Here is a 26,432-nt window from a genome sequence, read left to right on the forward strand (position 1 = left end):
TATGATGGAAAACTATTTGCAGCCTACCCCATGGGATAAACGAAACTTTCATGTTGAAACATATGAAGTAACCACTTTATCAGAGGAAGCGTTAAAGCAGACAAATGAAACGGAGGGCCATTTCACCTTAAAAACAGATCCGCTTGCCAACAAAGAAAATCTTCGTAAGTATGGTTTTTACTATGTAGATACATTAATTGAACCAGTTTGCAAAAAGGACGATTTACAGGTAGTGGAAAAGGAAGGGATTGAATTGTCCAGAACCTTTCCTACTGATGAGATCATTGCAATAAGCGGAGAAGCTTTTTCAGGAGGACGGTTTCACCGCGATCCGGAAATTCCAAATTTCATGGCAGATAACCGTTATCGAAATTGGGTAAAGGATTTGATTGAGGAAGATAAGATCATTGCTCTTTATTATCAAAATGAGCTAGCGGGATTTTATGCCTACCAGGATGACAAGGTGCTGTTGCTCGGTATCCATGAAGCATTTCGCGGTAAAGGATTAACAAAGGCATTTACAAGTCTTGCCGTCCAGGAGCATTTCCATTTCAGTGAGCTTGAAACGATTCGAACTTCCATTTCTCCTTCCAATCTAGCATCCTTAAATCTCTTTTTATCACTAGGGTTTAAGATGAGAGGCGCGGTGGATATCTATCATAAACTAAATGGTTCACTGCCAGTAGGTGTCTAGATATGGGCTATCTTTATATACTTGGCACCATTTCCTTTACAGTATATGGTCAACTCATTTTGAAGTGGAAGATGGATCAAGTCGGTGAATTACCCGACTCCTTCGTGGAGAAGTTCACGACATTGCTCCAGCTGCTGCTAAATCCATGGATCATATCCGGCTTTCTATCAGCCTTCTTAGCAGCATTATGTTGGATGGCAGCCATGACGAAATTTGATATTAGCTATGCTTATCCATTTATGAGCCTTTCATTTGTCCTTGTATTTATTCTCTCTGCATTTCTATTTCAAGAACCGGTTTCCATGCAAAAAGTCATCGGTTTTTCTTTCATAATTCTAGGCATTATTGTGATGAGGTGATGTAACATGATTCCATTTAATATTCCATGTGTGACAGGTAAAGAATCTGTCGCCATCCAACAAGCCATAACCGCACAGAAACTATCTGGCAATGGGTCGTTCGGAAAAAAGTCCTGTACCTGGTTAGAAAAAAACCTGTCATGTGAGCGCGCTATGCTAACACCATCCTGTACGGCTGCCTTAGAAATGACAGCAATCCTGGCAGAAGTCGGGCCAGGTGATGAAGTCATCATGCCTTCCTATACCTTCGTCTCGACAGCGAACGCTTTCGCATTACGGGGAGCAGCAATACGTTTCGTTGATATTGATCCTGCTACGATGAATATAGACCCAGTGGCAGTAGAAGCAGCGATTACCGACAAGACGAAAGCCATCGTAGTTGTCCATTATGCTGGCGTTGCTTGTGATATGGACCGCATTTTGCAGATTGCAGAGGAACACAGTATTTTTCTTATTGAAGATGCTGCCCAAGGGCTGATGAGTACATATAAAGGAAAAGCTCTCGGAACAATTGGTCACATGGGAACCATTAGCTTCCATGAGACGAAAAACTACACATGCGGAGAAGGTGGGGCTCTGCTGTTAAATGACCCGCAATTAATTGAGCGAGCGGAAATTCTCCAGGAAAAAGGAACAAATCGCTCGCAATTCATCCGTGGCCAGGTGGATAAATATACGTGGCGCGATGTCGGGTCTTCTTATCTATTGAGCGAGCTCAATGCCGCCTATCTCTCTGTCCAGCTTGACCATGCAGAAGAGATAAATGAGCAGCGCCTTGCCAGATGGGAAGATTATAATCAGGCATTGAAGCCACTGATGGAGGATGGCAAAATTGTCTTGCCACATATCCCCGATGAACATGCACATAATGCCCATATGTTTTATATAAAAGCAGATAGTGAAGCGACACGTAATGAGCTAATGGATTATTTAAGAGATCAGGAGATTATGGCAGTCAGTCACTATGTTCCGCTCCATTCCTCTGTTGCTGGTAAAAAGTACGGCAAGTTTATTGGAGAAGATACGTACACAACCGTGGAAAGCGCAAAACTTCTGCGTCTGCCGCTATATTATGGATTAAAAGAAGAGGACGTCGCCTATGTGGTCAAAGCCATTCAACAATTTTTCGATATTAAATAAGGTAATTATCGGGATAGCACTATTGATCATCGCTGCTTATGTGGCGCCATACTATATACTTGGCGAAGATGCGCACATTCGGGTCCACGACAACATGGACTCAAACATCGTCTGGTACAAACTATTAGCCGAAAGTGGCCAGATTTTCACTCTGACGGACACCACGTTGCCCAATGTCATGAACGGATTGCCAAGAAGTGCGCTGCCTTCAGGCTTTGATGCAATGGTATGGATGTACACTTTATTTGAGCCAATGACAGCCTATGCAATTGGCCAAACTTTCATGCGTCTAGCCGCCTTTTTCGGTATGTACTTCTTGTTAAAGCATCATGCCATTCGTTCTGATAAACAGCAGGTGCTTTGTATTGGGGCCGCTTTAGCATTTGCCTTACTCCCCTTTTGGCCTTCTGGCATGCTGTCAATTGCTGGACTGCCCTTAGCGCTGCATTGTTTTCTCATGATTCGGGGAGAAGGAAAAAGTGCAAAGATCTACTACTGGATCACGCTTGGTGTCATTCCCTTTTTCTCCAATTTTGTTTTGTCATTTGTGTTTTTCCTTGCAGTGATAGGTCTAATTTGGCTTATTGACTGGATCAGAGAGAAGCGGAGCAATTGGGTATTCTTTTCAGCCATTGCCATGATGTCTGCTATATATATCGTGAAAAATTACTTGCTTATCTTCTCGATGTTTTTCGAGTCAGGTTTTACATCACACCGTTATGCACTGGATCTTGGCCATAACTCCTTTGAACGAAGCATGGATCTGACCTTGGAAAATTTCCTGTACGGACATACACATGATCTGGCTGAGCAGTTTCTCATTATTTTGCCTGTTATTGGCTTTGCCTTCGCGCTTGCTGCTTATCGAAACATCAAGCCGTACTGGCTACTTAGCTTGTTTTGCTTTAATTTCCTGCTTTCCCTATGGTATGCCTTTTGGTACTGGGAAGGATGGCGTATCGTGAAGGATAATGTGATGGTGGCAAACACGTTTAATTTTGCTCGGATCCATTTCTTTGACCCAGCTATTTGGTATATTTGCTTTGCGCTAGCGCTTGCGATTATCTGGAAGCATATGCGTCTTGGAAAGATCATCGCGATTGTGCTGATCGTCGCTCAATGCTATCATCTCTTCCCTCTTAATGAAGAGAATAAATATAGCGAATTTGATACACCAACCTTTAAAGAGTTTTATGCAGAACCTTTGTTTGAGGAGATAAAAGAGTATATCGGAGAAGACCCGTCTTCTTATCGGGTTGTCAGCATCGGCATGCATCCAACAATTGCTCAATATAACGGGTTTTACACTTTAGACACCTATAATAACAGCTTTCCTCTAGAATATAAGGAAGCATTTAGGGAAGTCATTGCTGGCGAACTTGAAAAAAGCCCATCTCTTGAAAACTACTTCGATACATGGGGCGGAAGATTATACATGTATGTAGCAGAACATGGGGAAAATTATTTGTTTACAAAGGACCGTAATGATCCTATTGAGAAACTGGATATTAACACGACTGCTTTAAAAGAACTCGGTGGAGATTATATTCTTTCTGCAGTTCCAATTGAAAACTACGCTGAGCTTGGACTAACGTTTGAAAGCGAATTTGAAAAGGCTGAATTACCCTGGGAGATTTTTTTGTATCGGGTGGATTAGGCAAGGACTCAGGTTATTATTTGGATGATTATAGTGTTATTTTACGTATTTCACTGCAAACACTTTGAAGACTGGTGGCGAAGTGAATTCAATCAGCAAAGAAAATACACGAAGAATCTAGCGGGAGGAAAGGCATAGGTGAGACCCCGAAAGTGCCTACTTAAGGAACAAAGGCTAAAAGCGCCACATCTTGGGGCAACGCCTTCGTGACCAACGTCCTGTTGGCCCGAGGCTCACCAGCCGCCCGCGGAAAGTGTATTTGCGAAGCGGTAAGAAAGGATAAATCGTAATTATCTTCAATGTTCTCAATTTTTATTGCATGACGTTGACTTGATTATTTAATTCTTGTCATCGTTTTAGTTTTTTTTATAGTTCCATAAAATTCTCCATTGTCCATCTACCTCGGTTGCATAGACATGTTGAACGATAGTGAAATTGCCAAAATCGCCTTTAAACTGTTGGTTAACCTGTACTCTATATACAACAGCAAAAGAATTACTTGTTTCATCCATGGCCCAATCCTTCAGTTTTTTCGTTTTTTCCAATGAAAAACTAAATTCCTCTGTACCGAGATATCCCATAAACAATTCGCCTCTTACCTGGAGATATTCCTTCTTATCCATTTTTTCCTGCATAAAGGGATGGAACAATTCCCAAGAAAGAGAGTAAACGCCAGCCTTTTCATACTCATAAAAATTCTCTACAGCCCGTTCAGCTTGATTTTTCGGTGAAAACAACTGAAATAATAGCACGATAATCGTAATTAAGACGACTCCTGCAGCAACAAGGACAATTCCTTTCTTCATAGAAGCGCTCCTCCACGAACATGGTATCCATACATTCTATTCGTAGAAGAGCACTGATATTAATTAAATTGACAAGCTAATTAGGTTGCAAGTGACCCGCCGTCTACTGGATATGTTGCACCTGTTACGAAAGAGGCTTCATCTGAGGCGAGGAATAATACGACTTATGCTACTTCTACTGGCAGCCCATAGCGTTTCATTGGCACACTTGCCTGGATTTGTTTTCGCACGTTTTCTTTATTATCTGGTCGCACGGTATACTGAATTAATGAACGTCCGTTTAAATGTATTCCCTTGTTTGGTGGTACCTTCCACTTCTGTGGTAATGACATAGCTTTGATTCTTTTTTTGCAATGGAATTGTCTGTGACAGACTCGTTTTATTTTCATAGGTGGTAATTCGTTCAGGAGCAGCACCAGACTCTTTAACGTAATAGGTTGCCTTTACTGTTTCGGCTTTCACATACGTAGGATCTGTTAAGACAGCAAATGGGATATGGCTTGTTTCTACAAGGTTTTCTGCTGACACAGTTACGAAAGCTTTTTCGTCATAATCGGCAATAAGAAGGTACGCATTTGCTTGGGCGCTTTTCAAGCGAAGCTCCCATTTCCCTACCTGTAAATCTTCGAGTGAAAAATGGTGGGCGATTGCGTTGATGAAATATCCTTCCTTGCTGTCTGTTACTTTCGGCTTCACTTCCACTGTTTTACCGGAAGGATCCGTTAGTTCAATGCTAGATAACGGCTCTGCTGTCAGGAGTTCAAGCGAAGCCTGTTGGATTGTTTCATCCACGAATAGAGAGACCTTTTCCTCCGTCCCATTTTCCAATTCTCCACCTGTAACCCATTGATTGGGTGCTTCGTTCGCTTTAATTGCCTCTTCATAAATAGGAATATTCTGCGTTAGACGGCTCATGCTGGTTCCTGTAATAACTTCTTCAAATATGGAGAATGTTGCACCAGATCGTACGGTAGTATGGTTCCAGTTACCGATTTCGAGCAACTGCCCTACAGGGAGCTGGCTGCTACTTGTCGTCACTACTCCATCATTGTCCCCATAGCTATTTAAGTACATCCCACCAAACCAAGTAGACGAAAACATAGAGCCCCAATTTGTCCCGCCAATTGTATAATAATCATGAGCTGATGCAGTAGGTTCTGCATCTGTTATCGAACGAAAGTATGCCATATACCCTGTTTCCATTGCTGAGGTTCCTTCCCCTTGAGCGCCAATCAAATCAGCTAGCCAGCCAGCCCAACTGCTATCCGCTAGATCTGCAAGCTGTGACCCATGGTGTGGACTAGAAAGGGTAATTACATTTTCTACATATTGCCCAGCACCATAATAGGTAAGAGCCGTCTGTGCATCCACACCACCTTTACTGTACGCAATAATCGTGATCGGTTTATTCGAAAAATGTGCCGCAATTTCTTCTATTTTTTCGGCTAGGAGTTGGCCATTGTCCCACATATCCGCGGAAGCCCCACCAGCATCATGCAGCTGAATAAATGCGGTCTGATAACCCGCATCAAAGGCCGTCTGGTACATATCATTATCCTCCCAGAAAATCTGTGCAGCATTATTCAGTCCTGGAACGAATAGCAATATGGGAGCATCAGCGATCAGGTTTGTTGGTGTATCCCCTGCATACCACTCCCCTGGTGTCTCGTCATTTCCATTACTAGCCTTGCCATTTAGAGAATACGCTGGGTCTTCTTCTACTAACACAGGATCTGAGATGGGCTGTTCAAGAGGTTGTGCTTGGATCGTGTCACGAAGTAACCCAATTAACAAAATAAACAATAAGGATACGGCAATTCTTCCAAGTGTTTTCACAAGAGAACCTCCTCATTTTTTTACCTTAAGAAAATATTAAAATTCCAAGTAAAAGAGAAACGAATGCATTTGCTAAAAGATGAGCAATTTTCTAAAAAGCCTTTACTAGTTGATATGAGATAAAAAGCTTATCCTATTACTAAATTGGGACAATTTAACAAGGGTTTTACATTTGGTGAATTGAATATTGGATAAAACTAGAGATGTTTTGCGGTTTGTTGCGAGGAATATTTATTCATTTTTTATATGCCTTTTTCCTTAACTCAGTTAATTCGGGTATACGGTGATATATAGTTGACACTCTATCCACTACTTCTAGTTTCACTTGGTCCCCGCCATTCCCTGTCATAGCAGTATCAACATATCCATAAATTAATCTCAATAATGACTTCGCATCCTCTTCTGTTAGTTGATTAACGGCATTTATAGTCTTTTCAAATGTAACCATATGAGAAGTCTTTTCCATTTATAATTCCTCCTATTCCTTGGTAATCGCAGTCCTTATAAGTTACAAAACCAGCCCCTTTTTCTTGGCATTTGCATCTAATGCTGCGCCGATGGCGACACCAAGTCCAACACCAAGCGGTAATCCTATCCCGATATTATCAAATATAAGGAGCCCAAATACGACACCTAAACTTGTTCCAATGGGCATATATACGCTGAAATAAAAGCCGCTTGTTACTAAATTGTGTTTTTTCATTAGGTGAGTACTGATGTTATTTATTTTTTGGTTGTGATGTTTAATATCATCTTCTGTGATCGTGCTGTTCTTTTCCAAAAGGTCCTTAATATGGGACTCTAAGTCAGTAAAATACTGTTCACACTCTTCACATTCATTTGAGAAAGAATCTAATCTGTTTATGATTCGATTAAATTTTTCTAATTCAAGTTCTGTGGCAACCTGTTCATCAACATTGTTACTTATTTCTTCAATACTATTTACTACGTTCTTCACTCTTTGACTTTCCATGGAACACCCACCTTTATTGGTTAATTCCCTTCATAACCTAATACGGCTACAAAGTTAAAATGTTTCGAAAATTAACCACAATAGGAGGACCAATATTAAAATTTGTCCTCCTAAACCTATTGTTTTTCTAAAACACATGAATCATAGTCTGAATATAGCATTGTACAAGGATATAAAACACAATGGCATACCCCAAATTAAACTTAATTCCATTTTTAAACCCATTCAACCCGTTGGATGCGCTAAGTACAATAACCGGCATAATGAGTGGGGAAAGTAAGATAGAAATAACGCTACCTGAAGTCACCGCAAGCACGATGAGTTCGGGTGGATATGGCAAGGCAATGGATTCAAGAATTCCAGCAACAAGAACCATAACGGTCAGGGGACCAAGCCCCAAGAATCCGAGCAAGATAACGATAAATGGCAGCAGGTACAAGAAATTAAGAAACGGAATGTGCTGCTGTAAGTAATAAACACCATCCACGATAGATGTGCCGAATCCCGTTTGGTTCAGAGCTGAGATCAGCATACCCGCTCCGAGCATAATACTAAGCTGATAGGATTGCTTTAGCATTCCTTCTATCGTGTAATGATGCGCTTCTTCCACAAATTTACCGGGGCGCCGTTTTATTGCGTAGTACAACAAACTCCAAAAGAAAATGACAATGGGGATGGTCATCATTAACTCAAGCCCAAAGAACCCATGCAATGCAAAAATGGTGCCGAATAACGTCACGAATAAAAACAAAAATTCCATAACAAGTTTCCGACTTACATTTTTAGAGGAAGCGCTTTGCAAGATTCCAGCGATTTTCCCCTGTAAAACAGATGTGATATCAAGGCCATATTTTTTTTCATGCCTGATGGAAAAAACAACTGATATTCCTATACCAAGCGCTGCGATTACCATCCCTTGGATAATGGCAAGCCATAGCGAGGCCTTCATCGTCTCAACCGCAAATATAAAACTCGGTATGCTGACAACCCACATGGTAGAAAGGGCAAAAGATCGGAGCACAGCGGTCCCTTTGAAATTTTCCCAGCCCTCCCCTTTTTCGTCCTTTAAAATATCATTAATAAACTGATACACCATTGGAATGGCTCCAAAAAGTAAGAAGTAAGAAATCACCTGGGTAAATACCATGGCAGAAAAATAAAATTTCCTGCTCGTGTTAATCGCATGATGTGCTCGTGAAAGAATTGCCTCCATATAGGCCTCTCCATGCAAAACCCAGCTGATCATTGGAACGATAATAAGCAGTCCAATAATGTCTCGCATTTGTAAAAAACCAGCGTAGATGTCGGAAAGGGTAAAATTGTTTGCATATAAGAGTACAACTAATCCGATAAGAAATAGCATGAGTGGTAGCTTGAAACCCTTCAGGCCAAAATGCAGAAAGGCAAACAATAAAATAGCAAAGCCACTAATAGCTAGGACAGTTAGCAGGATGTCTGATGGGTAAAAGTAAGTTAAAAAATGTAAAATAGCATAAACTATTGTGGCAATACGTAGCCCGTAAGCTTTTATTTTCATTAGGCAAACTCCTCTTGTTAGCAATCTATCCATTAATAGCATAGACCTTTTTTAACGTGTTCTCAAGCTAAGGAAATTGATTTGTGAAGATGTTTGATTGGTGTTGTGGTTCCAGTTTGGGTGTTGTGGTTCCAGTTTGGGTATTGTGGTTTCACTTTGGGGTGCTTTGGTTTCACTTTGAGGTGCGGTGGTTTCACTTTGGGGCGTGATGGTTCCAGTTTGGGGCGTGATGGTTTCACTTTGAGGTACTTTGGGTTCACTTTGAGGTACTTTGGGTTCACTTTGAGGTACTCTCGATTCACTTGCTCCAAGTATTTTATAGAAACAACTTCTAAAATTTCCCCTCCTACATAGGATAGTAAAGTGTGTTATTAACATCAGGGAGGGACAGCAATGCCAAGTGGAGTTCATCAGCTGGAAGTGGATCTTCCCATTCGTAATACGTGGTCGTTTATTAGTAATATTGCGAATTGGGCAACCTTGGTTCCGGGTTATGTGGAACATGAAATTCTTAATGAGAGGCAGTCTACGTGGACATTTCGCGGGGATGCAGGCCTGGTACATAAAACGGTGTGCCTCAAAATTGATATTCAGGAATGGGTGGAACCTGCACGTATCTCCTTTACTCTCAAAGGGTTAAATGAAAATTTTTCCGGCGATGGCTATTTCCACGCAGAGGAATTAACAAATTCGACAGTTAAAATGACCGGTTATCTGCACATCACGGCCAAGGGACTAATTGGACCGATGGTGAACACGATGCTACGGACCATGCTGCCACGTACAACGAAGGATTTCACAGAAGCAGTAGTAAGAAAAATGCAACGTGCAGAAGCTGTTGCACGATAAATATAGATTTTTTAAGATTACCTTTATGGTAGTCTTTTTCTTTTTCACTTCATAGCAGGTGTGATTTACTCTTCATATCCATAATGATAGAATAGATCAGTCATCAGTTTTTATCCCGGTGCAACCGTCCGTAAGACTCCCACTTCAAAACATAAGGCAAAACCGTGGTGCTTAGTGGGATAAAACGGACGCTAACACCCCGATTCGTTCAACTAACAATCAGTGGGGGAAGAATGCCCGCCCCACTGATTGAAGGTTCACTTTATATGAAGGAGATCTCTTATGAACATATTAAATAAAAACCGTGCAGTGAACGATGCGCTGAAAATTATTATTGGCGCTACACTCGTTGCGTTAAGTTATAATGTCTTTTTATTACCTTCAAAGCTAGCTGCAGGTGGAATTTCCGGGATTAGTACCATCTTATTTGAAATGTATGAATTGAGTCCTGCTTATACACAAATGCTTATCAATATTCCAATTTTCATTATCGGCTGGATTGCGCTTGGAAAAAGCTTTAGCTGGAAAACGTTGATTGGTACGTTTTGGGTACCGTTTATCATTTGGCTTTCCGCTGATATTCCGTATACCGTTACAAATCCACTATTAGGTGCAATTTATGGAGGAATTGTCCTAGGTACAGGTCTTGGCATCGTTTATAAAGGGAATGGCTCTACTGGTGGAACGGCCGCCATCGCCCAAATCGTAAAAAAATTCACAGGGATCTCAAGTGGTTATTCACAGTTGATTGTCGATGGCTTTGTTGTCATTTCTTCCATTATTGTGTTCAGCCTTGAATTGACATTATTTGCCTTGATGGCGATTTATATTACAAGTAAAACAATTGATATTGTTCAATTACGTACCTCTGCTACAAAATTAATTATGATTATCACAGAAGAAGAAGAGAAAATACAGCAGCTAATTCGGGATGGAATCGACAGGGGGATTACCAAGGTGCGCTCTGTTGGTGGCTATTCCAATCAGGATAAGACGATGATTCTTTGCGTGACAGAACAGCAAGAAGCTGTGCAACTGAAACGTATTTTACAAAAAGAAGAGCCAACTACATTCGTTATTTTCATTAATGCTTCGGAAATACTTGGTCGCGGTTTTTCATTGGACAAGTATTATGGACAGAAATTATAAACGAGTAACCTGGCAACTTAGTTATTGAGGCTTTTGTGTTGGTGCGTCACTTTGGGAGGGTGGTGCGTCTCTTTGGGAGGTCGGTGCGTCTCTTTGGGGTGGTTCTGCGTCGCTTTGGGAGGTCGGTGCGTCTCTTTGGGAGGTCGGTGCGTCTCTTTGGACTTGCGTCGCGTCTCCTCGGGATATCGGTGCGTCACTTTGGGAGGTCGGTGCGTCACCTCGGGAGGTTGTTGCGTCACTTTGGTTTGGTGCTGCTCTCGTGCGACTTGCTCCCACTCTCACTCGACTTCACATTACCTCAATTTATAACATCCAAAAAGAAACGCCCTCACATTGGAGGACGTCTCTTTTTATGCAGGATGATGCAGTCTCTCTGCCATATGTTGTATTTTCGCCATGGTGCTGATGTCCATATTGCCACCACTGACGACAACTCCTAGGTGTCTAGACTTGATGTGTTGATGGTGTGCAAATAATGCTGCGATGGCGGCCGCACCTGCGCCTTCCATTAAGGTTTTGTTTCGCTCCAGCATATAAACAATGGCGGAGGCAATTTCCTCATCGGTCACGGTGAGGATATCATCTACGTATTCTCTAATAATAGGTAAGGTGCGCTTGCCGGGTTGTTTAACTGCAATGCCTTCTGCAATGGTGTTGACGGATTGCAGCCTAACGTCTTTCCCTTTATAAAAGCTATCATACATCGCCGACGCGCCTTCTGCCTGGACGCCGATAATTTTAATATTTCGGTTAACATATTTTGCAGCGACAGCTATGCCACTGATTAACCCGCCCCCGCCAATTGGGACCAAGATGGTATCAAGCCGGTCTTCTTGTTTTAGCATTTCCATGGCGATCGTTCCCTGACCTGCCATAACATCATAATCATCGAAGGGATGAATATAGACGGCTCCTGTTTGCATTTGCCTTTTCAGTGAGGCATCATAGGCTTCCTGAAATGATTCCCCTGTCAATACAATTTCTGCTCCGTAGTTTTTCGTTGCCTGAACCTTAGCTGAAGGTGTTTTTTCTGCCATAAAAATGGTTGCCTTGATGCCGAGCTTCGCTGCTGCGTAAGCAACTCCTTGGGCATGATTTCCTGCAGACGCGGTGATTACACCCTTGTTTCGTTCCTGCTTCGATAACTGCATTAACTTAAAGGTTGCCCCTCTAAATTTAAATGCCCCTGTTTTTTGCTGGTTTTCCATCTTAAAATAAACGTTTTTACCTACGATGCGATTTGTAGTTTCTGACGTGATAATCGGTGTTCGGTGAACAATAGGACGTAAAATTCCTAATGCGGTATGAACCTTTTCACCTGTTAAGCAATCCCCAATGGTTTCACACTCCTTGAAATTTTTAGACCTGGAATCAGCTATTGGTTTTCGAATGCTACAATCTTCTCCTCGTGGTGCAGGGTTAACGCAATATCATCCCAGCCATTTAATAGCTTCTTTTTATGATATGACGGAATCTCGAAGGATATTTTCTTTCCTGTCCGATCCGTGATGCTTTGCTCTTCCAATACAACCTTTAATACTAATTCGGATTGTTGTGCTTGTGCGATCCAGGCATCAACTTGATCCTTCTCCATCTGAATCGGTAAAATGCCATTTTTTAATGCATTGTTATAAAAAATATCGGCAAAGCTTGGGGCAATCACAACCTGAAAGCCATAATCCAACAATGCCCATGGGGCATGCTCTCTTGATGAGCCGCAGCCGAAATTTTCACCAGCCACAAGGATAGAAGCACCATCGTAAGCTGGATCATTCAGAGAAAAATCCTGACGTTTCAGCCCATCATCATCATAGCGCCAATGGTAAAATAAAAACTTCCCAAAACCAGTGCGTTCAATTCGCTTTAAAAATTGCTTCGGTATAATTTGGTCTGTGTCTACATTCGTTCGGTTTAATGGATAGACCAATCCTTCATGCTCCTGTAATGCCTGCATTTCGACCCACCTCCTAGCTCGGTACACTTGTATAGTTTCTGACGTCAACAAAATGGCCTTCAATCGCAGCTGCTGCCGCCATTTCTGGACTTACTAAATGAGTACGGGCACCATTTCCTTGTCTACCTTCAAAATTTCGGTTAGAGGTGGAGGCACATCTTCCGCCTGGTGGCACAACATCATGATTCATTGCCAGGCACATGCTACATCCTGCTTCTCGCCATTCGAATCCAGCTTCTTTAAAGATCGTGTCCAGTCCTTCTTTTTCGGCTTGTAATTTTATGCTGAAGGAACCTGGTACGACGATGGCCCGCACGTTTTCACTTACCTTCTTCCCAGCAACAATCGCAGCCGCTTTTTGTAAATCACTTAACCTAGAATTCGTACAAGAACCAATGAAAACATGGTCAATGTTAATGGAGGTAATCGGCTGATTTTCTTCGAGTCCCATATATTCTAGAGCGCGTGCTACATCTTCTTTGTATTCAACGGCGCCCAAGTCAGGCGTCTTACCACTTACTGGAACACACATGCCTGGGTTGGTTCCCCAGGAAACTTGAGGCTCTATCTCATCTGCATGGATGACCACGCGGTGATCATATTCTGCGCCCTCATCTGTAGCTAATGCCAACCAGGAATCTGCCAGCTGATCAAAAGCTTCGCCGTCTGGCACATACTCTTTCCCTCTTAGAAAGTTTACTGTTGTTTCATCAGGGCTAATTAGTCCTGCTCTCGCTCCTGCTTCAATCGACATATTGCAAACCGTCATACGACCTTCCATGGACAAATTACGGACCGCCTCACCGGTATATTCCATCACATGGCCTGTGCCGAAACGAACACCAAACTTCGCGATGATCGCCAGGATCAAATCCTTAGCTGTTACACCAGGACCTAGATCGCCTTCGACATGGACATTTAAGGTCTTTGGTTTTTCTTGCCAAATACTCTGCGTTGCCAAAACATGCTCTACTTCGCTTGTGCCGATTCCAAAGGCCAAAGCACCAAATGCACCATGTGTAGAGGTATGGCTATCCCCGCAAACAATGGTTTTACCTGGTTGCGTAAGGCCTAGTTGTGGCCCGATTACGTGCACGATTCCCTGGTCAGGATGCTGCATATCAGCGAGTGGAATCCCAAACGCATCACAGTTCTCTTTTAATGTCTGCATTTGTTTTTTAGCAATCTCATCTTTCATGCTGTCTCTGTTTTTAGTTGGAACATTATGATCCATCGTCGCATACGTTAAATCTGGTCTGCGCACCTTGCGTCCATTTAAACGTAAGCCCTCAAAAGCTTGTGGGGATGTAACCTCGTGTACAAGGTGGAGATCAATATATAACAGGTCTGGTCTTCCCTCTTCCTGATGCACAATATGTTTTTGCCAAATTTTTTCTATAATTGTTTTTGGTTTATCCATCATGCCACCTCCTCGAATTAGGCATAGGTACTGCAAATACTATCGGAAACACTTTTTGTCGTGATGTTTTCAACTACTGCCTCTGTCATTTCTTTGGTTCCAACCTGCTTGCCATTTTTTACTGACAAATCTGCTGTATGATAGCCCTGTTCAAGACATGCCCTGACTGCTTCCTCTATTTCATTTGCCTCTTCCTCCATTTGCAAGGAATGTCTTAGCATTAATGCAGCGGAAAGGATCATGCCAAGTGGATTGGCGATTCCTTTTCCAGCAATGTCTGGTGCTGATCCATGAACTGGTTCATACAACCCGACCCCATCTGAGCGAATACTTGCTGAGGGTAGCATGCCGAGCGATCCGGTTAACACGGATGCTTCATCACTTAAAATATCGCCAAATAGATTCTCCGTTACGATGACATCAAATTGGGTTGGTGCTGTGATCAGCTTCATAGCACCTGCATCCACAAGCATATGCTCAACAGTTACGTCAGGATATTCCTTACTTTTCTCATTAACTACTTCTCTCCAAAGTCTACTAGACTCTAATACATTTGCTTTATCAACAGAGGTAAGGTGTTTACGTCTAAGTCTTGCACTCTCAAATGCTTTTTCAACAATTCGTTCCATTTCACTGCGTTCATAATAAAGTGTGTCAACGACTGCCTTCCCGTTTTTGATTCGTTCACTCGGTTTTCCAAAGTAAAGGCCACCCGTCAATTCACGGATAATTAGAATATCACTTCCATTCACCACTTCTTCTTTTAGTGGAGAAGCATGAAGAAGTGGTGCGAACCCTTGAATAGGCCTTAAGTTAGCAAAAAGGCCCAGCTTTTTTCGAATGCCGAGTAATCCTTGCTCTGGGCGGATATTACCGGGGAGTGCTTCCCATTTCTTCCCACCAACAGCTCCTAGTAAAATAGCATCTGCTTGTTCGCACGCATTGATCGTATCATCCGGTAACGGGGTTCCATACTGGTCGATAGCATCCCCGCCAATTGCATGGGAATGGAAGGTAAAACGATGACCAAATTCGCTTGCCACTGTATTTAGCACATACTTCGCTGACTCCATAATTTCTTTTCCAATACCATCACCTGGTAGCAGGATAATTTGTTTATTCATACGCTTCTCCTCCATTCTATTTTACGTTTCCGATGCGACCACATTGCTTTCTTGTGAATGCTGTCTGACGATATAACGATTGACCGCGTTCAAAAAGGCGTTTGCAGATGCTTCGATGACATCCTGTGCTGTTCCTCTTCCGTTTACCGCTTGCCCATTCACCTCAAGCTGGACATGCGATTCGGCCAAGGCATCCTTTCCTCCACCTACAGAACTAAGTTGATAATCTATAAGTTTAAGATTCTCAGAAATTAACTCATCCAATGTCCGGTATACAGCTTCGACACTTCCCTGTCCGGTGCAAGCTGTTTGAACTGTCCTGCCATCAGGTGTTTGAAGTACGACAGCGGCAGTTGGAATATTCGCTGTACCATATTGAACCTGGAACATTTCGAGCTGGTACTTGTTAACAGAAGTCGTATCTGTTTGAACCTCCATGAGGATCGTAAACAGATCATCATCCGTTACTTCCTTTTTGTGATCGGTTAATTGCTTGAATGCATCAAAAGCACTTTTAAGCTTTTCTTCACTAAGCTCCATGCCGAGCTCTTTGACTTTATCCTTAAACGCATGTCGTCCTGAGTGTTTGCCAAGCACAAGGTTATTTGCTTTTACACCGACAATTTCAGGTGTCATAATTTCATAGGTTGAAGCGTGCTTCAAAACACCGTCCTGGTGGATGCCAGATTCATGAGCAAAGGCGTTGCGTCCCACTACTGCTTTATTTGCCTGCACATACATACCCGTTAATTTTGCTACAAGGTCGCTTGTTCGTTTTGTCTCTTCCAGTTGTAATCCTGTCGTATAAGGATAAAAATCAGAGCGAACTTTTAACGCGACGGCAATTTCTTCTAAGGAGGCATTGCCTGCCCGCTCCCCAATTCCATTGATCGTTCCTTCGATTTGCGTTGCACCATTTTCCACAGCGGCTAGTGAATTGGCAACTGCCATCCCGAGATCGTTATGGCAATGACAAGAGAGGTGCGCTTGGTCAATGTTTGGCACAGTTTCTTTAATATATTGGAACATCCGCCCATATTCAGCTGGCGTCGTATATCCAACTGTATCTGGCAAATTGATCACGGTTGCCCCTGCGTTGATGACACGTTCAATGATTTGCGCCAAAAAATCTAAATCTGATCTGGATGCATCCTCTGCTGACCATTGAACATCATGGAATTTCGTTTTCGCATAGGTGACCATTTCGACTGCCGTATTCATCACCTGTTCAGGAGTCTTTTTCAATTTATACGTCATATGAATCGGAGAAGTAGCCAAGAATAGATGGATGCTTGGATGTTCTGCCCCCTTCAATGCTTCCCATGCTGTATCGACATCTGACTTGACGGTACGAGCTAAAGCTGTAACCGATGTGTTTTTTATCGTGTCAGCAATGGCTTTAACAGCTTGAAAATCTCCTTTGGAGGAAGCAGGAAACCCTGCCTCCATCCGATCGACTCCAAACCGCTCTAGCTGTTTGGCGATTTCCAATTTTTCTAGTTGGTTCAGGTTGACTCCAGGTGACTGTTCGCCGTCTCGAAGGGTTGTATCGAAAATTTTAATTCGTGACATGCTCTTTCACATCCTTTTGCTTAGATTGTTTTGCTTGAAGTGGTTGCTTAACAAAAGGCATTAATTCACGTAACTCCTTTCCAACTTTTTCGATTTGGTGATTGTTTTCTTTTTTATTAATTGCATTGAATTTTGGTCTGTTTGCTTGGTTTTCCAAAATCCACCCTTTGGCAAATTCACCAGTTTGGATGTCTGTAAGAACTTCTTTCATCCGAGCTTTTGTATCCTCATCGACAATTCTTGGCCCTGAAGCAAAATCACCCCATTGTGCTGTGTCAGAGATAGAATAGCGCATGTTTTCCAGTCCACCTTCATAAATCAAGTCCACGATAAGCTTCATTTCGTGCAGACATTCAAAGTAAGCAACTTCTGGCTGATAGCCTGCTTCTGTTAAAGTCTCAAATCCTGCTTTGATTAAGCTTGTAAGGCCGCCGCATAATACTGCCTGCTCACCAAACAGATCTGTTTCGGTTTCTTCTTGGAATGTTGTTTCCAGCACACCCGCTCTTGCTGCACCAATGCCTTGGGCGTACGCTAGTGCCAGCTCTGCAGCATTTCCTGTTACGTCCTGATATACACCGAACAATGCAGGGACACCAGCGCCACCCTCATAGGTTCTACGTACGAGATGTCCTGGTCCTTTTGGTGCTACTAAGAAAACATCCACATCTTCTGGAGGGACAATTTGACTAAAATGAATGTTAAAACCATGGGCAAAAGCAATGGCATTTCCTGGCTGCAGGTTAGATTTAATGCTTTCTGTGTAAACAGCTGTCTGATGTTCGTCAGGCAATAGAACCATTACCACATCTGCCTGGCTAACAGCTTCTGCTACAGAATGGACATCAAAGCCATCTTCCTCTGCTTTTTGTTGTGATTTCCCTGGTCTTAGCCCAACCACGACATCATAGCCGCTTTCTCTTAGGTTTAACGCATGGGCATGCCCCTGTGAGCCATAGCCAACTACCGCGATTTTCTTGTCTTTCAATACCTCTGTTTGAATATCATTTTCATAGCGTACTTTTGTCATTTTATATTCCTCCTCAAGTTTTTATCCCGTCTTACCTGGCAATCCACCAAATGACGTATCACTTTATAGTGGTGTGGCATGTAAATCTGTAACAGTTTTAGGTTGATGTCCTCTTAAGAATGCGGTGACGCCTGTTTTGGTCAACTCTTTAATGCCGTATGGATGGAGCAGCTCAATAAGTGCTTCCACTTTGTCTGGTTTACCCGTCACCTGTATGGTCATACTTTCCTTGCTTACATCAATTACCGAGGCTCGAAACGGGGAGATAATCCCTTGAATTTCAGCCCGCTGATGCCCATTGCTTCCTACTTTGATGAGGGCAAGCTCTCTGGCAACAATCGCCTTGTCGGTAATGTCTGATACTTTGATCACATCAATTTGTTTGTTCAGCTGTTTTGTCAGTTGTTCGAGGTTTTGGTGATCACTTACCTCAACGACAAACGTCATTTTCGAAATGCCCTCTGTTTCTGATTTCCCAACTGAGATACTGTCAATATTGAATTGCCGTTTATGCAGCATGCCGGTAATGCGGTTTAGCACCCCGCTCCGGTCTTGCACAGTGGCTGTAATGATGCGCTTCATCTCTTCACCCCAATCATTTCATGGAGCCCTTTTCCTGGTGCAATCATCGGATAGACACATTCCTTTTGGACAACCCGACAATCAACCACTACTGGCCCGTTATAGGAGAAAACCTCTTCTAGCATCTCGGGTGCGTCTGTCTCCTTTTCTATTCGTACACCTTTGATCCCGTAGCTTTCCGCAAGTTTTACAAAGTCAGGATTCTCGATGAAAAGTGATTCTGAGTAACGTTCCTCGTAAAAGCTTTCCTGCCACTGTCTTACCATCCCTAATGCCTGGTTGTTTACAATGATGACTTTTACTGGCAGCTGCTGTTCCTTCAAGACGGAAAGCTCCTGTAAGGTCATTTGAAAGCCACCATCTCCTACCACTGCTACAACCAACTCTTCAGGGGCACCGAGCTGTGCGCCAATTGCTGCTGGAAAACCAAATCCCATCGTCCCAAGTCCACCTGATGTGACCCATTTATTCGGCTTATCGAAGGAATAATATTGTGCCGTCCACATTTGATGCTGTCCCACATCTGTTGTAATGATTGCATCCCCTTCCGAAATCTGGTGGATTTGATTAATGAGCCACTGCGGAGAAAGCAACTCATCTGAACGGTCATACCAGAGTGGAAATGTCAGTTTGTTGTGCTGCAATCCTTTTTGCCAGTCTTCATGGTCTGTTTTAATGTCCTTTGTTAATAATGCTTGTAGTGCAGCCTTGGCATCCGCTACAACTGGGATAGCAGTTGGAATATTTTTGCCGATTTCAGCTGGGTCAATGTCAATATGGGCAACCTTGGCATGTGGAGCGAAATGCTGTAAATTCCCAGTCAGTCGGTCATCAAATCGTGCTCCAATGTTTAGCAATACATCACATTCATACAAAGCCATGTTTGCTGCATAGGTTCCATGCATCCCGGCCATTCCGAGCATTTGGGGGTGGGAGCCTGGAAAGCTTCCCAAACCGAGTAATGTATTGGCAACAGGTAGCTCGTATTTTTCAGCAAATTCCTTTAATTCTGCTGAAGCTTTTGAAAAGAGTACCCCTGCTCCCGCTAGGATGAGCGGCTTTTTAGCATGGCTTAAAGCCTCCGCTAGCTTCGTAATTTGTAAAGGATTCGGATTCACATTCGGCTGGTAACCTGGCAGTGAAAAAGTGTTCGGGTAAGACCCACCGGTTACTTCAGCTGATATATTTTTTGGGATATCTACTACTACAGGACCTGGACGGCCAGTAGAAGCGATATGAAACGCTTCTTTGACAACTCGTGGTAATTCCTCGATCGTTTTCACTTGGTAGTTATATTTCGTTATGGGTGTCGTAATTCCCAGTACATCTGCCTCCTGAAATGCATCCGTTCCAATAACACCACTGGCCACCTGTCCGGTAAAAATAACGAGTGGTAAAGAATCCATCATGGCATCCGTAATTCCTGTAATAAGATTTGTTGCGCCAGGTCCGGAAGTTGCGATCACAACACCTGGTCTCCCTGTTACTCTCGCGTATCCTTCCGCTGCATGAATGGATCCCTGCTCATGCCGGGAAAGAACGTGTTTAAAAGCTGCCTTACTTCTGTACACCGCATCATAGATTGGCAGAACAGCCCCGCCAGGATATCCGAATATGGTGTCCACTTGTTCATCAACCAAAGTCTGAATGAACAAATCTGCACCTGTCATAAATTCAGTTTCACTTTTCGGTTCCTGTTTTACATCAAGTTTCACTACTACATGCCTCCCCCATTTGCTTTACTATCAAAAAGGCCCTTCTCTCCCCTAAAACTGCGCAAATCAGCAGAATTATTGGGGAGAAAAGAGCCATCTTTTCACGGTACCACCCAGGTTTTATAGCATCCTCACGAATACTACCTTATGAGACTGATCTTCAGTCTCCTTGATAACAGGCACATACTCTGTACCTGACCACGCCTACTTGGCATTCGCCGTTCAACGTGGCACTCAGGGAAGATGTCAGAACAAAATGTACTTCTGGGCTTCCAGCAACCCCAGCTCTCTGTGAATACATTGCGTTTGTTCCTTTGCTCCCGTCATCGAGTTAACCTATAGTTTTGTGTTGTTTAAAAGTTGATAGTCAATTTATTGCTTTGTTCAATAAAGTTTGAATATTTGATATTGCGGATAATCATATACCGTTTTAAATCAACAGTCAACAGCTTTTTTGAAGTTTTTTATTTCTTTAGATAACTCAGTTAATTTGAATGCGCTTTCATGCTTGCCAGGTAGGGAAACCTCTGAAATGTTACAATTACATTACATTGCGATATATTAGTTAGATTATTGTGTTTGCGGTTAAAATTTAAATTTTGTTTAATTAATATATCGCAGTTGTTGATTTTTCGATTTATTGCCGTTATTTGGGGTTATTTATTTTTATATAGTGATATATCGGTTAGGTGAACTTATTTTATCGAAGGGGCCTGTATGCGGTGAAAGATTGGTGTGAGCGCGGTCGATGTTGTGGCGCTCTCGGCTGATATTGACACGCTCTCGGGCGATGTTGCGGCGCTCTTGGCCGATGTTGACACGCTCTCGGCTGATGTTGCGACGCTCTCGGCTGATATTGACACGCTCTCGGGCGATGTTGCGGCGCTCCTCTACCAAAAAATCTCCTCCCAAGTGTGCGGGAGGAGATGCTAGATTATTCTTTATCTAAAAAATCGGTAACGGCACCTTTGGAAGAGCAGGAAACATTATGGGCATACTTCCCAAGAATTCCTCGCTTGTACAATGGGGGTGCTGTCCAATTGTTCTTGCGTTCTTCAAGTTCTTCAGCACTTACTTCCATGCTAATTTCTTTTTTATTAGAATCGATCGTGACAATGTCGCCTTCCTTGAGGAATGCGATCGGGCCACCAGCCTGGGCTTCAGGTGAAATATGTCCTACGACAAGTCCATGAGTTCCGCCGGAAAATCTACCGTCTGTAAGCAGTGCTACTTTTTCTCCAAGCCCTTTTCCGACCAGGATAGCAGAAATCGAAAGCATTTCAGGCATGCCTGGCCCACCTTTTGGTCCAACATAGCGGATTACCAATACATCCCCTTCGTTAATTTGGTTATCCATTACTGCTGCTGTCGCTTCTTTTTCTGTATCAAAAACACGTGCTGGCCCTGTATGTCGGTTAACCTTCACACCAGAAACCTTCGCTACAGCTCCGCTTGGGGACAGATTCCCTTTGAGTACGATGAGCGGACCATCTGCCCTTTTCGGGTTACTAAACGGCATAATAACCTCTTGGCCTTCAGACAACGATGGTGCGTCCTCTAAATTTTCGGCAATTGTTTTTCCGGTAACAGTTAGACAGTCCCCATGCAAGTAGCCATTTTCATGCAACAACTTCATGACAGCTTGTACTCCGCCAACTCTGTGCAGGTCCTGCATGACATATTTCCCACTCGGTCTTAAATCAGCAAGATGTGGGGTCTTTTCTTGAATTCTATTAAAATCATCAATAGTCAAATCTACTTTAATCGCATGCGCAATGGAAAGCAAATGGAGAATTGCATTCGTGGAGCCACCTAACGCCATAACGACAGTGATTGCATTCTCAAATGCTTCTTTTGTCATAATATCTTTTGGATAGATTCCTTTTTCAAGCAAATGATAGACTGCTTGTCCAGCATCTGCGCAATCTGCATGCTTTTCAGCGGACTCTGCTGGGTTGGAGGAACTTCCCGGAAGACTCATCCCCATTGCTTCTACTGCCGAAGCCATCGTGTTGGCAGTATACATCCCGCCACACGCACCCGCACCTGGGCATGCATTACACTCGATAGAAGTTAATTCTTTGTCATCAATCGCGTTATTATTATGCTTCCCGACGCCTTCAAACACGGAGACAATGTCAATATCCTTGTCATTATGTCGACCTGGTGCAATCGTACCTCCATATACAAAAACGGCTGGTACCTCAGCATTGGCAATTGCGATCATACAGCCAGGGATATTTTTATCACATGCTCCAATCGCCACGAAACCATCCAAGTTCTCTGCTCCTACAACTGTTTCAATTGAGTCGGCAATGACATCCCGGCTCGGTAGGGAATACCGCATCCCCTGCGTTCCCATGGAAATCCCATCCGAAACCGTGATGGTGTTGAAAATGAGCGGAACCCCGCCAGCATCCCGAGCACCTTTTTTACTGCTCAGCGCTAAATCATCAATATGTATATTACAAGGCGTGACCTCGCTCCATGTACTCGCAATCCCAATCATCGGCTTCTTGAAATCCTCTTCGGTCACACCAACCGCACGAAGCATTGCTCTATTTGGTGCTTTCATCGGTCCTTCACTGAAAACTTGACTTTTAATTCGCAAATCTTTATCCATCTAGTATCCCTACCTTTCTTTCGAAACATTATATGCCTAATTTTCTAATAGTTCAATGTATTTTTTGTTTTTCGTGATAGAGAATTTTTTGGTGATAGAAATAAAACGCATTAGAGATAGGATTTTGTCAGCAGGTTATTTTCTAATAAATTTCGGGAAAACAAATTATGGACATCGAAGAAAATCGAATGGCTTTTAAACATTTCAGACATGATTCGACTTAGAATTCATGAATAAATATTCTTCTACTGTCCAACTTAAGATGGAGGTGAGTTTATGTTAAATCGTGGATTGACGACTGCTTTATTAGGTATTGGAACTGCTCAATTTTTAAAAGTCCCTCTTCACTATGTGGAGACAGGACAATGGGATTGGAAAAAAACGTTTGGATCCGGTGACATGCCTAGTTCCCATTCATCTGCTGTTACTTCTCTTACTACATATGTGGGCATGAAGAATGGGGTTTCTTCGATGGATTTTGGGATCTGCAGTATCTTTGGACTAATCGTCATGTATGACGCAATGGGTATCCGCTGGCAAGCTGGGCAAACAGCAATTGCCGTAAATGATTTATACGAGCAAGTAGAGCATTTCGCTGACAAACATCCAGATATCAATTACAAAAAACAGGAAAAAGAACTGAAAGAGATGTTGGGTCATATGCCTATTGAAGTTGTTGGCGGTGCTGTGTTAGGGGTAGCTCTTGGGGCACTAAGTTACCTTTTGGAAAGTGGAAAGAAAAAGGCATAAAAAGAGCAGGGGCACATCTTTAGGATTCACCAGATGTACGCTGCTCTTTTAAGCTTAAAAATTAGATGTCGTCCGGGTTTTTCCCTGTTCGATCATTGCAATCCATCGCATCAATGAGACGCATTTCCTCATCAGTCAACGAAAAGTCAAACACGTCTGCATTAGCTACAATTCGTTCTGGATTCGTTGATTTAGGAATGGTAATAATGTCGTGTTGAATGTCCCAGCGTAAAATAACCTGTGCTGGAGTCTTCCCATACTTATGCCCAATCTTCGCAAGAGTTGGATCTTCAAGCAAACGTCCTCGTTTTAACGGTGCCCATGATTCCAGTTGAATCGCTTCTTTTTTACAATACGACTGAAGGGCTGTCTGTGTAAGGTGCGGATGGTATTCGACTTGGTTTACAACAGGTTTTATTGTTGCATTTTCTAGTAAGTGTTCGAGATGTTGTTGATGAAAATTACTCACACCAATCGCGCGCACTTTCCCCTCGTTACACAATTCCTCCATCGCTCTCCAGGTATCAGTGTAGAGATCTCTAACTGGCCAATGAATTAGGTATAAATCCAGGTAATCTAAACCAAGTTTCTGCAGGCTTCTCTCAAAGGCTTGCTTCGTTTCATGATAGCCTTGTTCATCATTCCAAACTTTTGATGTAACAAAAATTTCCTCTCTCGGTACACCAGATTCTCTTATTGCCTGACCAACGCCTTCTTCATTTTCATAATAGGACGCTGTATCAATACTACGATATCCATGCTGCAATGCCGCCTTCACAGCATCGACCACGGTTTTCCCGTCCTCTACTTTGTATACACCAAGGCCAAATCCCGGCATCTTTACACCATTGTTCAATGTTACGGTATCCTGCAAGCTTGTGATCATGCATATCCTCCTCGAAGATTGTAGTATTCTACCTTCATTGTATAAGAACTAGTCAGAAAATCGCAAACCTTTAGCGAAGTGTCAATTCAGATGAAAAAGGGTATAAATAAGTTATTAAAACAACATAGAACATGGAGAGAGCTATGATACAGGAAATCTACAATTCAAATTTATTTATACTTATCGTTTCACTTTTATTAATTTGCAGTATTCTGGCGGTACAATTTTCCGTTAAAGTAAATGCTCCATCTCTTCTGTTTTTTATTTTATTTGGGATGATTGCCGGCAGTGACATACTCGGAATTATAAATTTTAGTAACCCAGAAATTGCACAGCTTGTCGGGATGATGGCCCTCGTCATTATCTTGTTTGATGGTGGGATGCAGACACAGTGGAAAACGATTCGACCTGTGGCTGCACCTGCTATATCCCTTGCCACAGTTGGTGTGCTACTAACAAGTGCCCTGGTTGGGGTGGCAGCTTATTTTCTATTTGATTTAAACTGGGCCGAAGCATTTCTAATGGGTGCACTTGTTGGCTCTACCGATGCTGCAGCCGTATTCGCCATGCTTGCAGGTAAAAATATTTCCAATCGATTGGAAGCTACTTTGGAAGGGGAATCTGGCGCCAATGACCCCATGGCAGTTTTCCTTACTACAGCTTTAATTTCAGTTGTGAACCAAGAAGGAACGGGGCTTCTGGAGTTTATTGGGCAATTTATTTTGCAGATGGGCGGAGGCTTGCTCATTGGTCTGTTAATTGGGAAAATTGCCAGCAAATCTCTTTACCGGATCAAACTATCCTCGAGTGGACTATACCCATTACTCGCCATATCCTTTGCATATTTAGCATACAGTATCGGTTCCCTTTTGAATGCGAGTGGTTTACTTGCCGTTTACGTAACCGCTCTTGTCATTGGAAATTCGCAACTAAAACAACGAAGTCCGATTTTGCGATTTAATGAGGGCTTTAGCTGGATTGCCCAAATTGGATTGTTCGTCATACTAGGGTTGTTCGTTGCACCAAGTGATGTATTCAGCTTTAGTATTATGGTAAAAGGGCTATTTCTGTCCTTGATTTTAATGTTCATTGCCCGGCCCGTAGCCGCCTTCCTCTCTGTTACAGGAATGAAGTTTAAATTCAAAGAGAAACTTTTCTTATCCTGGTCTGGCCTGCGCGGAGCAGTACCAATCGTACTTGCGCTTTTTCCTTTACTTGCAGATCTGGAAAACAGTTCCTTGTACTTTAATATTGTTTTCTTTGTTGTGCTGACATCCACACTTATTCAAGGGACTACCATTCCTAAAGTTGCGTCAAAGCTAGGACTTGTGTCAACTCCCAATACGAATCCGATCTACACAATGGATCTCTTGTCTGTTGGGAAAACAGAGCTTGAAGTGGCTGAATACCAAATAACGGAACACAGTAATGCTACAGACAAGAAAATAAAGGACTTACATTTGCCTGAAACAGTCAATATCACGTTGATTCTTCGAGAGGGGAATACGGTTCCACCAAGCGGGAGCTTAACCTTAAAAACTGGTGATACATTGTATATGCTTTTGCAGGATGATGAAATGAAGGCGGTAGAGGAAATTTTCGAAGCTGAAGAAGAGTAAAAATGGGGAGCAGGAACTGGCATGTGAAGCGCGTGCTAGCTATATTTTTCTAAGTAAATGCAGATCCTGACGAAATAGAACCATGAAACCAATGTTGAAAATACGACAATTATACTCCAAAACGAATAAGAAAACGCAGAGATTCCAACATCCTGCG

24 protein-coding genes and 1 pseudogene are annotated in these 26,432 nt (G+C 42.7%); 8 read left to right on the forward strand and 17 right to left on the reverse strand.

Annotated features, from left to right (window positions below; translation table 11 throughout):
• Positions 1 to 4 precede the first annotated feature (4 nt).
• From BN988_RS09175 to BN988_RS09190, 4 genes are read left to right on the forward strand one after another with little or no spacing between them, the layout of a single operon-like run.
• Entirely contained in the window at positions 5 to 694 is a 690-nt protein-coding gene (locus tag BN988_RS09175; protein ID WP_081779424.1) for a GNAT family N-acetyltransferase, read from the forward strand.
• A gap of 2 nt (positions 695 to 696) precedes the next feature.
• On the forward strand, positions 697 to 1,053 hold the full coding sequence (locus tag BN988_RS09180) for an EamA family transporter (protein WP_036575453.1): 357 nt from the start codon (positions 697 to 699) through the stop codon (positions 1,051 to 1,053).
• A gap of 6 nt (positions 1,054 to 1,059) precedes the next feature.
• The gene (rffA, locus tag BN988_RS09185; RefSeq protein WP_036575455.1) at positions 1,060 to 2,193 is read left to right on the forward strand and encodes a dTDP-4-amino-4,6-dideoxygalactose transaminase; all 1,134 of its coding nucleotides are present in this window, start codon (positions 1,060 to 1,062) and stop codon (positions 2,191 to 2,193) included.
• Positions 2,153 to 3,850 carry a DUF6044 family protein gene (locus BN988_RS09190; protein ID WP_051557771.1) on the forward strand — a complete coding sequence of 566 codons (1,698 nt, stop codon included), beginning with the start codon at positions 2,153 to 2,155 and terminating at the stop codon, positions 3,848 to 3,850. Before rffA ends, BN988_RS09190 begins: the two co-directional genes overlap by 41 nt.
• 356 nt (positions 3,851 to 4,206) lie before the next feature.
• On the opposite strand, the gene BN988_RS09195 is transcribed toward BN988_RS09190, so the two are convergent.
• The 6 genes and pseudogenes from BN988_RS09195 to BN988_RS09215 all read right to left on the reverse strand — a co-directional run bounded on the left by BN988_RS09195 (position 4,207) and on the right by BN988_RS09215 (position 9,002).
• Positions 4,207 to 4,656: a hypothetical protein gene (locus tag BN988_RS09195; RefSeq protein WP_036575458.1), complete on the reverse strand. Its 450-nt coding sequence runs from the start codon at positions 4,654 to 4,656 to the stop codon at positions 4,207 to 4,209.
• Positions 4,657 to 4,736: 80 nt separating this feature from the next.
• Positions 4,737 to 4,814, reverse strand: a pseudogene (locus BN988_RS19425) (hypothetical protein); the annotation flags it as partial.
• 82 nt (positions 4,815 to 4,896) lie between these two features.
• On the reverse strand, positions 4,897 to 6,492 hold the full coding sequence (locus tag BN988_RS09200) for an esterase/lipase family protein (protein ID WP_147629701.1): 1,596 nt from the start codon (positions 6,490 to 6,492) through the stop codon (positions 4,897 to 4,899).
• Between the two features lie 235 nt (positions 6,493 to 6,727).
• The gene (locus tag BN988_RS09205; RefSeq protein ID WP_036575460.1) at positions 6,728 to 6,958 is read right to left on the reverse strand and encodes a hypothetical protein; all 231 of its coding nucleotides are present in this window, start codon (positions 6,956 to 6,958) and stop codon (positions 6,728 to 6,730) included.
• A gap of 42 nt (positions 6,959 to 7,000) precedes the next feature.
• Positions 7,001 to 7,465: a hypothetical protein gene (locus tag BN988_RS19185; RefSeq protein ID WP_036575463.1), complete on the reverse strand. Its 465-nt coding sequence runs from the start codon at positions 7,463 to 7,465 to the stop codon at positions 7,001 to 7,003.
• Between the two features lie 127 nt (positions 7,466 to 7,592).
• Positions 7,593 to 9,002, reverse strand: coding sequence for a hypothetical protein (locus tag BN988_RS09215; RefSeq protein WP_036575464.1), 1,410 nt, complete (start codon positions 9,000 to 9,002; stop codon positions 7,593 to 7,595).
• A gap of 393 nt (positions 9,003 to 9,395) precedes the next feature.
• Between BN988_RS09215 and BN988_RS09225 the strand changes: the two genes are divergently transcribed.
• Positions 9,396 to 9,851 (forward strand): CoxG family protein, encoded by a 456-nt coding sequence (locus tag BN988_RS09225; RefSeq protein WP_036575469.1) that lies wholly within the window; start codon positions 9,396 to 9,398, stop codon positions 9,849 to 9,851.
• Positions 9,852 to 10,133: 282 nt separating this feature from the next.
• Positions 10,134 to 11,000, forward strand: coding sequence for a YitT family protein (locus tag BN988_RS09230; protein ID WP_036575472.1), 867 nt, complete (start codon positions 10,134 to 10,136; stop codon positions 10,998 to 11,000).
• A 350-nt stretch (positions 11,001 to 11,350) separates the two neighbouring features.
• Here BN988_RS09230 and ilvA read toward each other — a convergent pair whose 3' ends face one another.
• The 10 genes from ilvA to ilvD form a co-directional block, all read right to left on the reverse strand.
• Positions 11,351 to 12,337, reverse strand: coding sequence for a threonine ammonia-lyase (gene ilvA, locus BN988_RS09235; protein WP_261796576.1), 987 nt, complete (start codon positions 12,335 to 12,337; stop codon positions 11,351 to 11,353).
• 38 nt (positions 12,338 to 12,375) lie between these two features.
• A complete protein-coding gene (gene leuD / locus BN988_RS09240; RefSeq protein ID WP_036575475.1) occupies positions 12,376 to 12,954 on the reverse strand; it encodes a 3-isopropylmalate dehydratase small subunit in 579 nt (192 codons plus the stop codon).
• 13 nt (positions 12,955 to 12,967) lie between these two features.
• Positions 12,968 to 14,374, reverse strand: a complete 1,407-nt coding sequence (gene leuC / locus BN988_RS09245) for a 3-isopropylmalate dehydratase large subunit (protein ID WP_036575478.1) — start codon at positions 14,372 to 14,374, stop codon at positions 12,968 to 12,970.
• 17 nt (positions 14,375 to 14,391) lie between these two features.
• The gene (gene leuB / locus BN988_RS09250; protein ID WP_036575481.1) at positions 14,392 to 15,498 is read right to left on the reverse strand and encodes a 3-isopropylmalate dehydrogenase; all 1,107 of its coding nucleotides are present in this window, start codon (positions 15,496 to 15,498) and stop codon (positions 14,392 to 14,394) included.
• Positions 15,499 to 15,519: 21 nt separating this feature from the next.
• On the reverse strand, positions 15,520 to 17,070 hold the full coding sequence (locus BN988_RS09255; protein WP_036575483.1) for a 2-isopropylmalate synthase: 1,551 nt from the start codon (positions 17,068 to 17,070) through the stop codon (positions 15,520 to 15,522).
• Entirely contained in the window at positions 17,057 to 18,100 is a 1,044-nt protein-coding gene (ilvC, locus tag BN988_RS09260; RefSeq protein WP_036575486.1) for a ketol-acid reductoisomerase, read from the reverse strand. The genes BN988_RS09255 and ilvC overlap by 14 nt, the downstream gene beginning before the upstream one ends.
• Positions 18,101 to 18,163: 63 nt before the next feature.
• Positions 18,164 to 18,682 carry an acetolactate synthase small subunit gene (gene ilvN / locus BN988_RS09265; protein ID WP_036575488.1) on the reverse strand — a complete coding sequence of 173 codons (519 nt, stop codon included), beginning with the start codon at positions 18,680 to 18,682 and terminating at the stop codon, positions 18,164 to 18,166.
• Positions 18,679 to 20,397 carry an acetolactate synthase large subunit gene (gene ilvB / locus BN988_RS09270; protein ID WP_036575491.1) on the reverse strand — a complete coding sequence of 573 codons (1,719 nt, stop codon included), beginning with the start codon at positions 20,395 to 20,397 and terminating at the stop codon, positions 18,679 to 18,681. Before ilvB ends, ilvN begins: the two co-directional genes overlap by 4 nt.
• Before the next feature lie 666 nt (positions 20,398 to 21,063).
• Positions 21,064 to 21,294 (reverse strand): hypothetical protein, encoded by a 231-nt coding sequence (locus tag BN988_RS18855; protein ID WP_147629702.1) that lies wholly within the window; start codon positions 21,292 to 21,294, stop codon positions 21,064 to 21,066.
• Between the two features lie 37 nt (positions 21,295 to 21,331).
• Positions 21,332 to 23,020, reverse strand: coding sequence for a dihydroxy-acid dehydratase (gene ilvD, locus BN988_RS09280; RefSeq protein ID WP_036575498.1), 1,689 nt, complete (start codon positions 23,018 to 23,020; stop codon positions 21,332 to 21,334).
• 276 nt (positions 23,021 to 23,296) lie between these two features.
• Between ilvD and BN988_RS09285 the strand changes: the two genes are divergently transcribed.
• Entirely contained in the window at positions 23,297 to 23,770 is a 474-nt protein-coding gene (locus tag BN988_RS09285) for a divergent PAP2 family protein (RefSeq protein ID WP_036575501.1), read from the forward strand.
• A 61-nt stretch (positions 23,771 to 23,831) separates the two neighbouring features.
• On the opposite strand, the gene BN988_RS09290 is transcribed toward BN988_RS09285, so the two are convergent.
• Positions 23,832 to 24,656 carry an aldo/keto reductase gene (locus BN988_RS09290; protein WP_036575504.1) on the reverse strand — a complete coding sequence of 275 codons (825 nt, stop codon included), beginning with the start codon at positions 24,654 to 24,656 and terminating at the stop codon, positions 23,832 to 23,834.
• A 143-nt stretch (positions 24,657 to 24,799) separates the two neighbouring features.
• Between BN988_RS09290 and BN988_RS09295 the strand changes: the two genes are divergently transcribed.
• The gene (locus BN988_RS09295; protein WP_036575507.1) at positions 24,800 to 26,275 is read left to right on the forward strand and encodes a potassium/proton antiporter; all 1,476 of its coding nucleotides are present in this window, start codon (positions 24,800 to 24,802) and stop codon (positions 26,273 to 26,275) included.
• Positions 26,276 to 26,432: the final 157 nt, after the last annotated feature.

The sequence above is a fragment of the Oceanobacillus picturae genome, from assembly GCF_000612865.1.
Taxonomy (GTDB): domain Bacteria; phylum Bacillota; class Bacilli; order Bacillales; family Amphibacillaceae; genus Oceanobacillus_B; species Oceanobacillus_B jordanicus.

Bases quoted from the DNA above. Each gene is read 5' to 3' on its own strand.
- BN988_RS09175 (WP_081779424.1), top strand. From the start codon at position 5: ATGGAAAACTATTTGCAGCCTACCCCATGGGATAAACGAAACTTTCAT.
- BN988_RS09180 (WP_036575453.1), top strand. From the start codon at position 697: ATGGGCTATCTTTATATACTTGGCACCATTTCCTTTACAGTATATGGT.
- rffA (WP_036575455.1), top strand. From the start codon at position 1,060: ATGATTCCATTTAATATTCCATGTGTGACAGGTAAAGAATCTGTCGCC.
- BN988_RS09190 (WP_051557771.1), top strand. From the start codon at position 2,153: ATGTGGTCAAAGCCATTCAACAATTTTTCGATATTAAATAAGGTAATT.
- BN988_RS09195 (WP_036575458.1), bottom strand. From the start codon at position 4,656: ATGAAGAAAGGAATTGTCCTTGTTGCTGCAGGAGTCGTCTTAATTACG.
- BN988_RS09205 (WP_036575460.1), bottom strand. From the start codon at position 6,958: ATGGAAAAGACTTCTCATATGGTTACATTTGAAAAGACTATAAATGCC.
- BN988_RS19185 (WP_036575463.1), bottom strand. From the start codon at position 7,465: ATGGAAAGTCAAAGAGTGAAGAACGTAGTAAATAGTATTGAAGAAATA.
- BN988_RS09215 (WP_036575464.1), bottom strand. From the start codon at position 9,002: ATGAAAATAAAAGCTTACGGGCTACGTATTGCCACAATAGTTTATGCT.
- BN988_RS09225 (WP_036575469.1), top strand. From the start codon at position 9,396: ATGCCAAGTGGAGTTCATCAGCTGGAAGTGGATCTTCCCATTCGTAAT.
- BN988_RS09230 (WP_036575472.1), top strand. From the start codon at position 10,134: ATGAACATATTAAATAAAAACCGTGCAGTGAACGATGCGCTGAAAATT.
- leuD (WP_036575475.1), bottom strand. From the start codon at position 12,954: ATGCAGGCATTACAGGAGCATGAAGGATTGGTCTATCCATTAAACCGA.
- leuC (WP_036575478.1), bottom strand. From the start codon at position 14,374: ATGGATAAACCAAAAACAATTATAGAAAAAATTTGGCAAAAACATATT.
- leuB (WP_036575481.1), bottom strand. From the start codon at position 15,498: ATGAATAAACAAATTATCCTGCTACCAGGTGATGGTATTGGAAAAGAA.
- BN988_RS09255 (WP_036575483.1), bottom strand. From the start codon at position 17,070: ATGTCACGAATTAAAATTTTCGATACAACCCTTCGAGACGGCGAACAG.
- ilvC (WP_036575486.1), bottom strand. From the start codon at position 18,100: ATGACAAAAGTACGCTATGAAAATGATATTCAAACAGAGGTATTGAAA.
- ilvN (WP_036575488.1), bottom strand. From the start codon at position 18,682: ATGAAGCGCATCATTACAGCCACTGTGCAAGACCGGAGCGGGGTGCTA.
- ilvD (WP_036575498.1), bottom strand. From the start codon at position 23,020: ATGGATAAAGATTTGCGAATTAAAAGTCAAGTTTTCAGTGAAGGACCG.
- BN988_RS09285 (WP_036575501.1), top strand. From the start codon at position 23,297: ATGTTAAATCGTGGATTGACGACTGCTTTATTAGGTATTGGAACTGCT.
- BN988_RS09290 (WP_036575504.1), bottom strand. From the start codon at position 24,656: ATGATCACAAGCTTGCAGGATACCGTAACATTGAACAATGGTGTAAAG.
- BN988_RS09295 (WP_036575507.1), top strand. From the start codon at position 24,800: ATGATACAGGAAATCTACAATTCAAATTTATTTATACTTATCGTTTCA.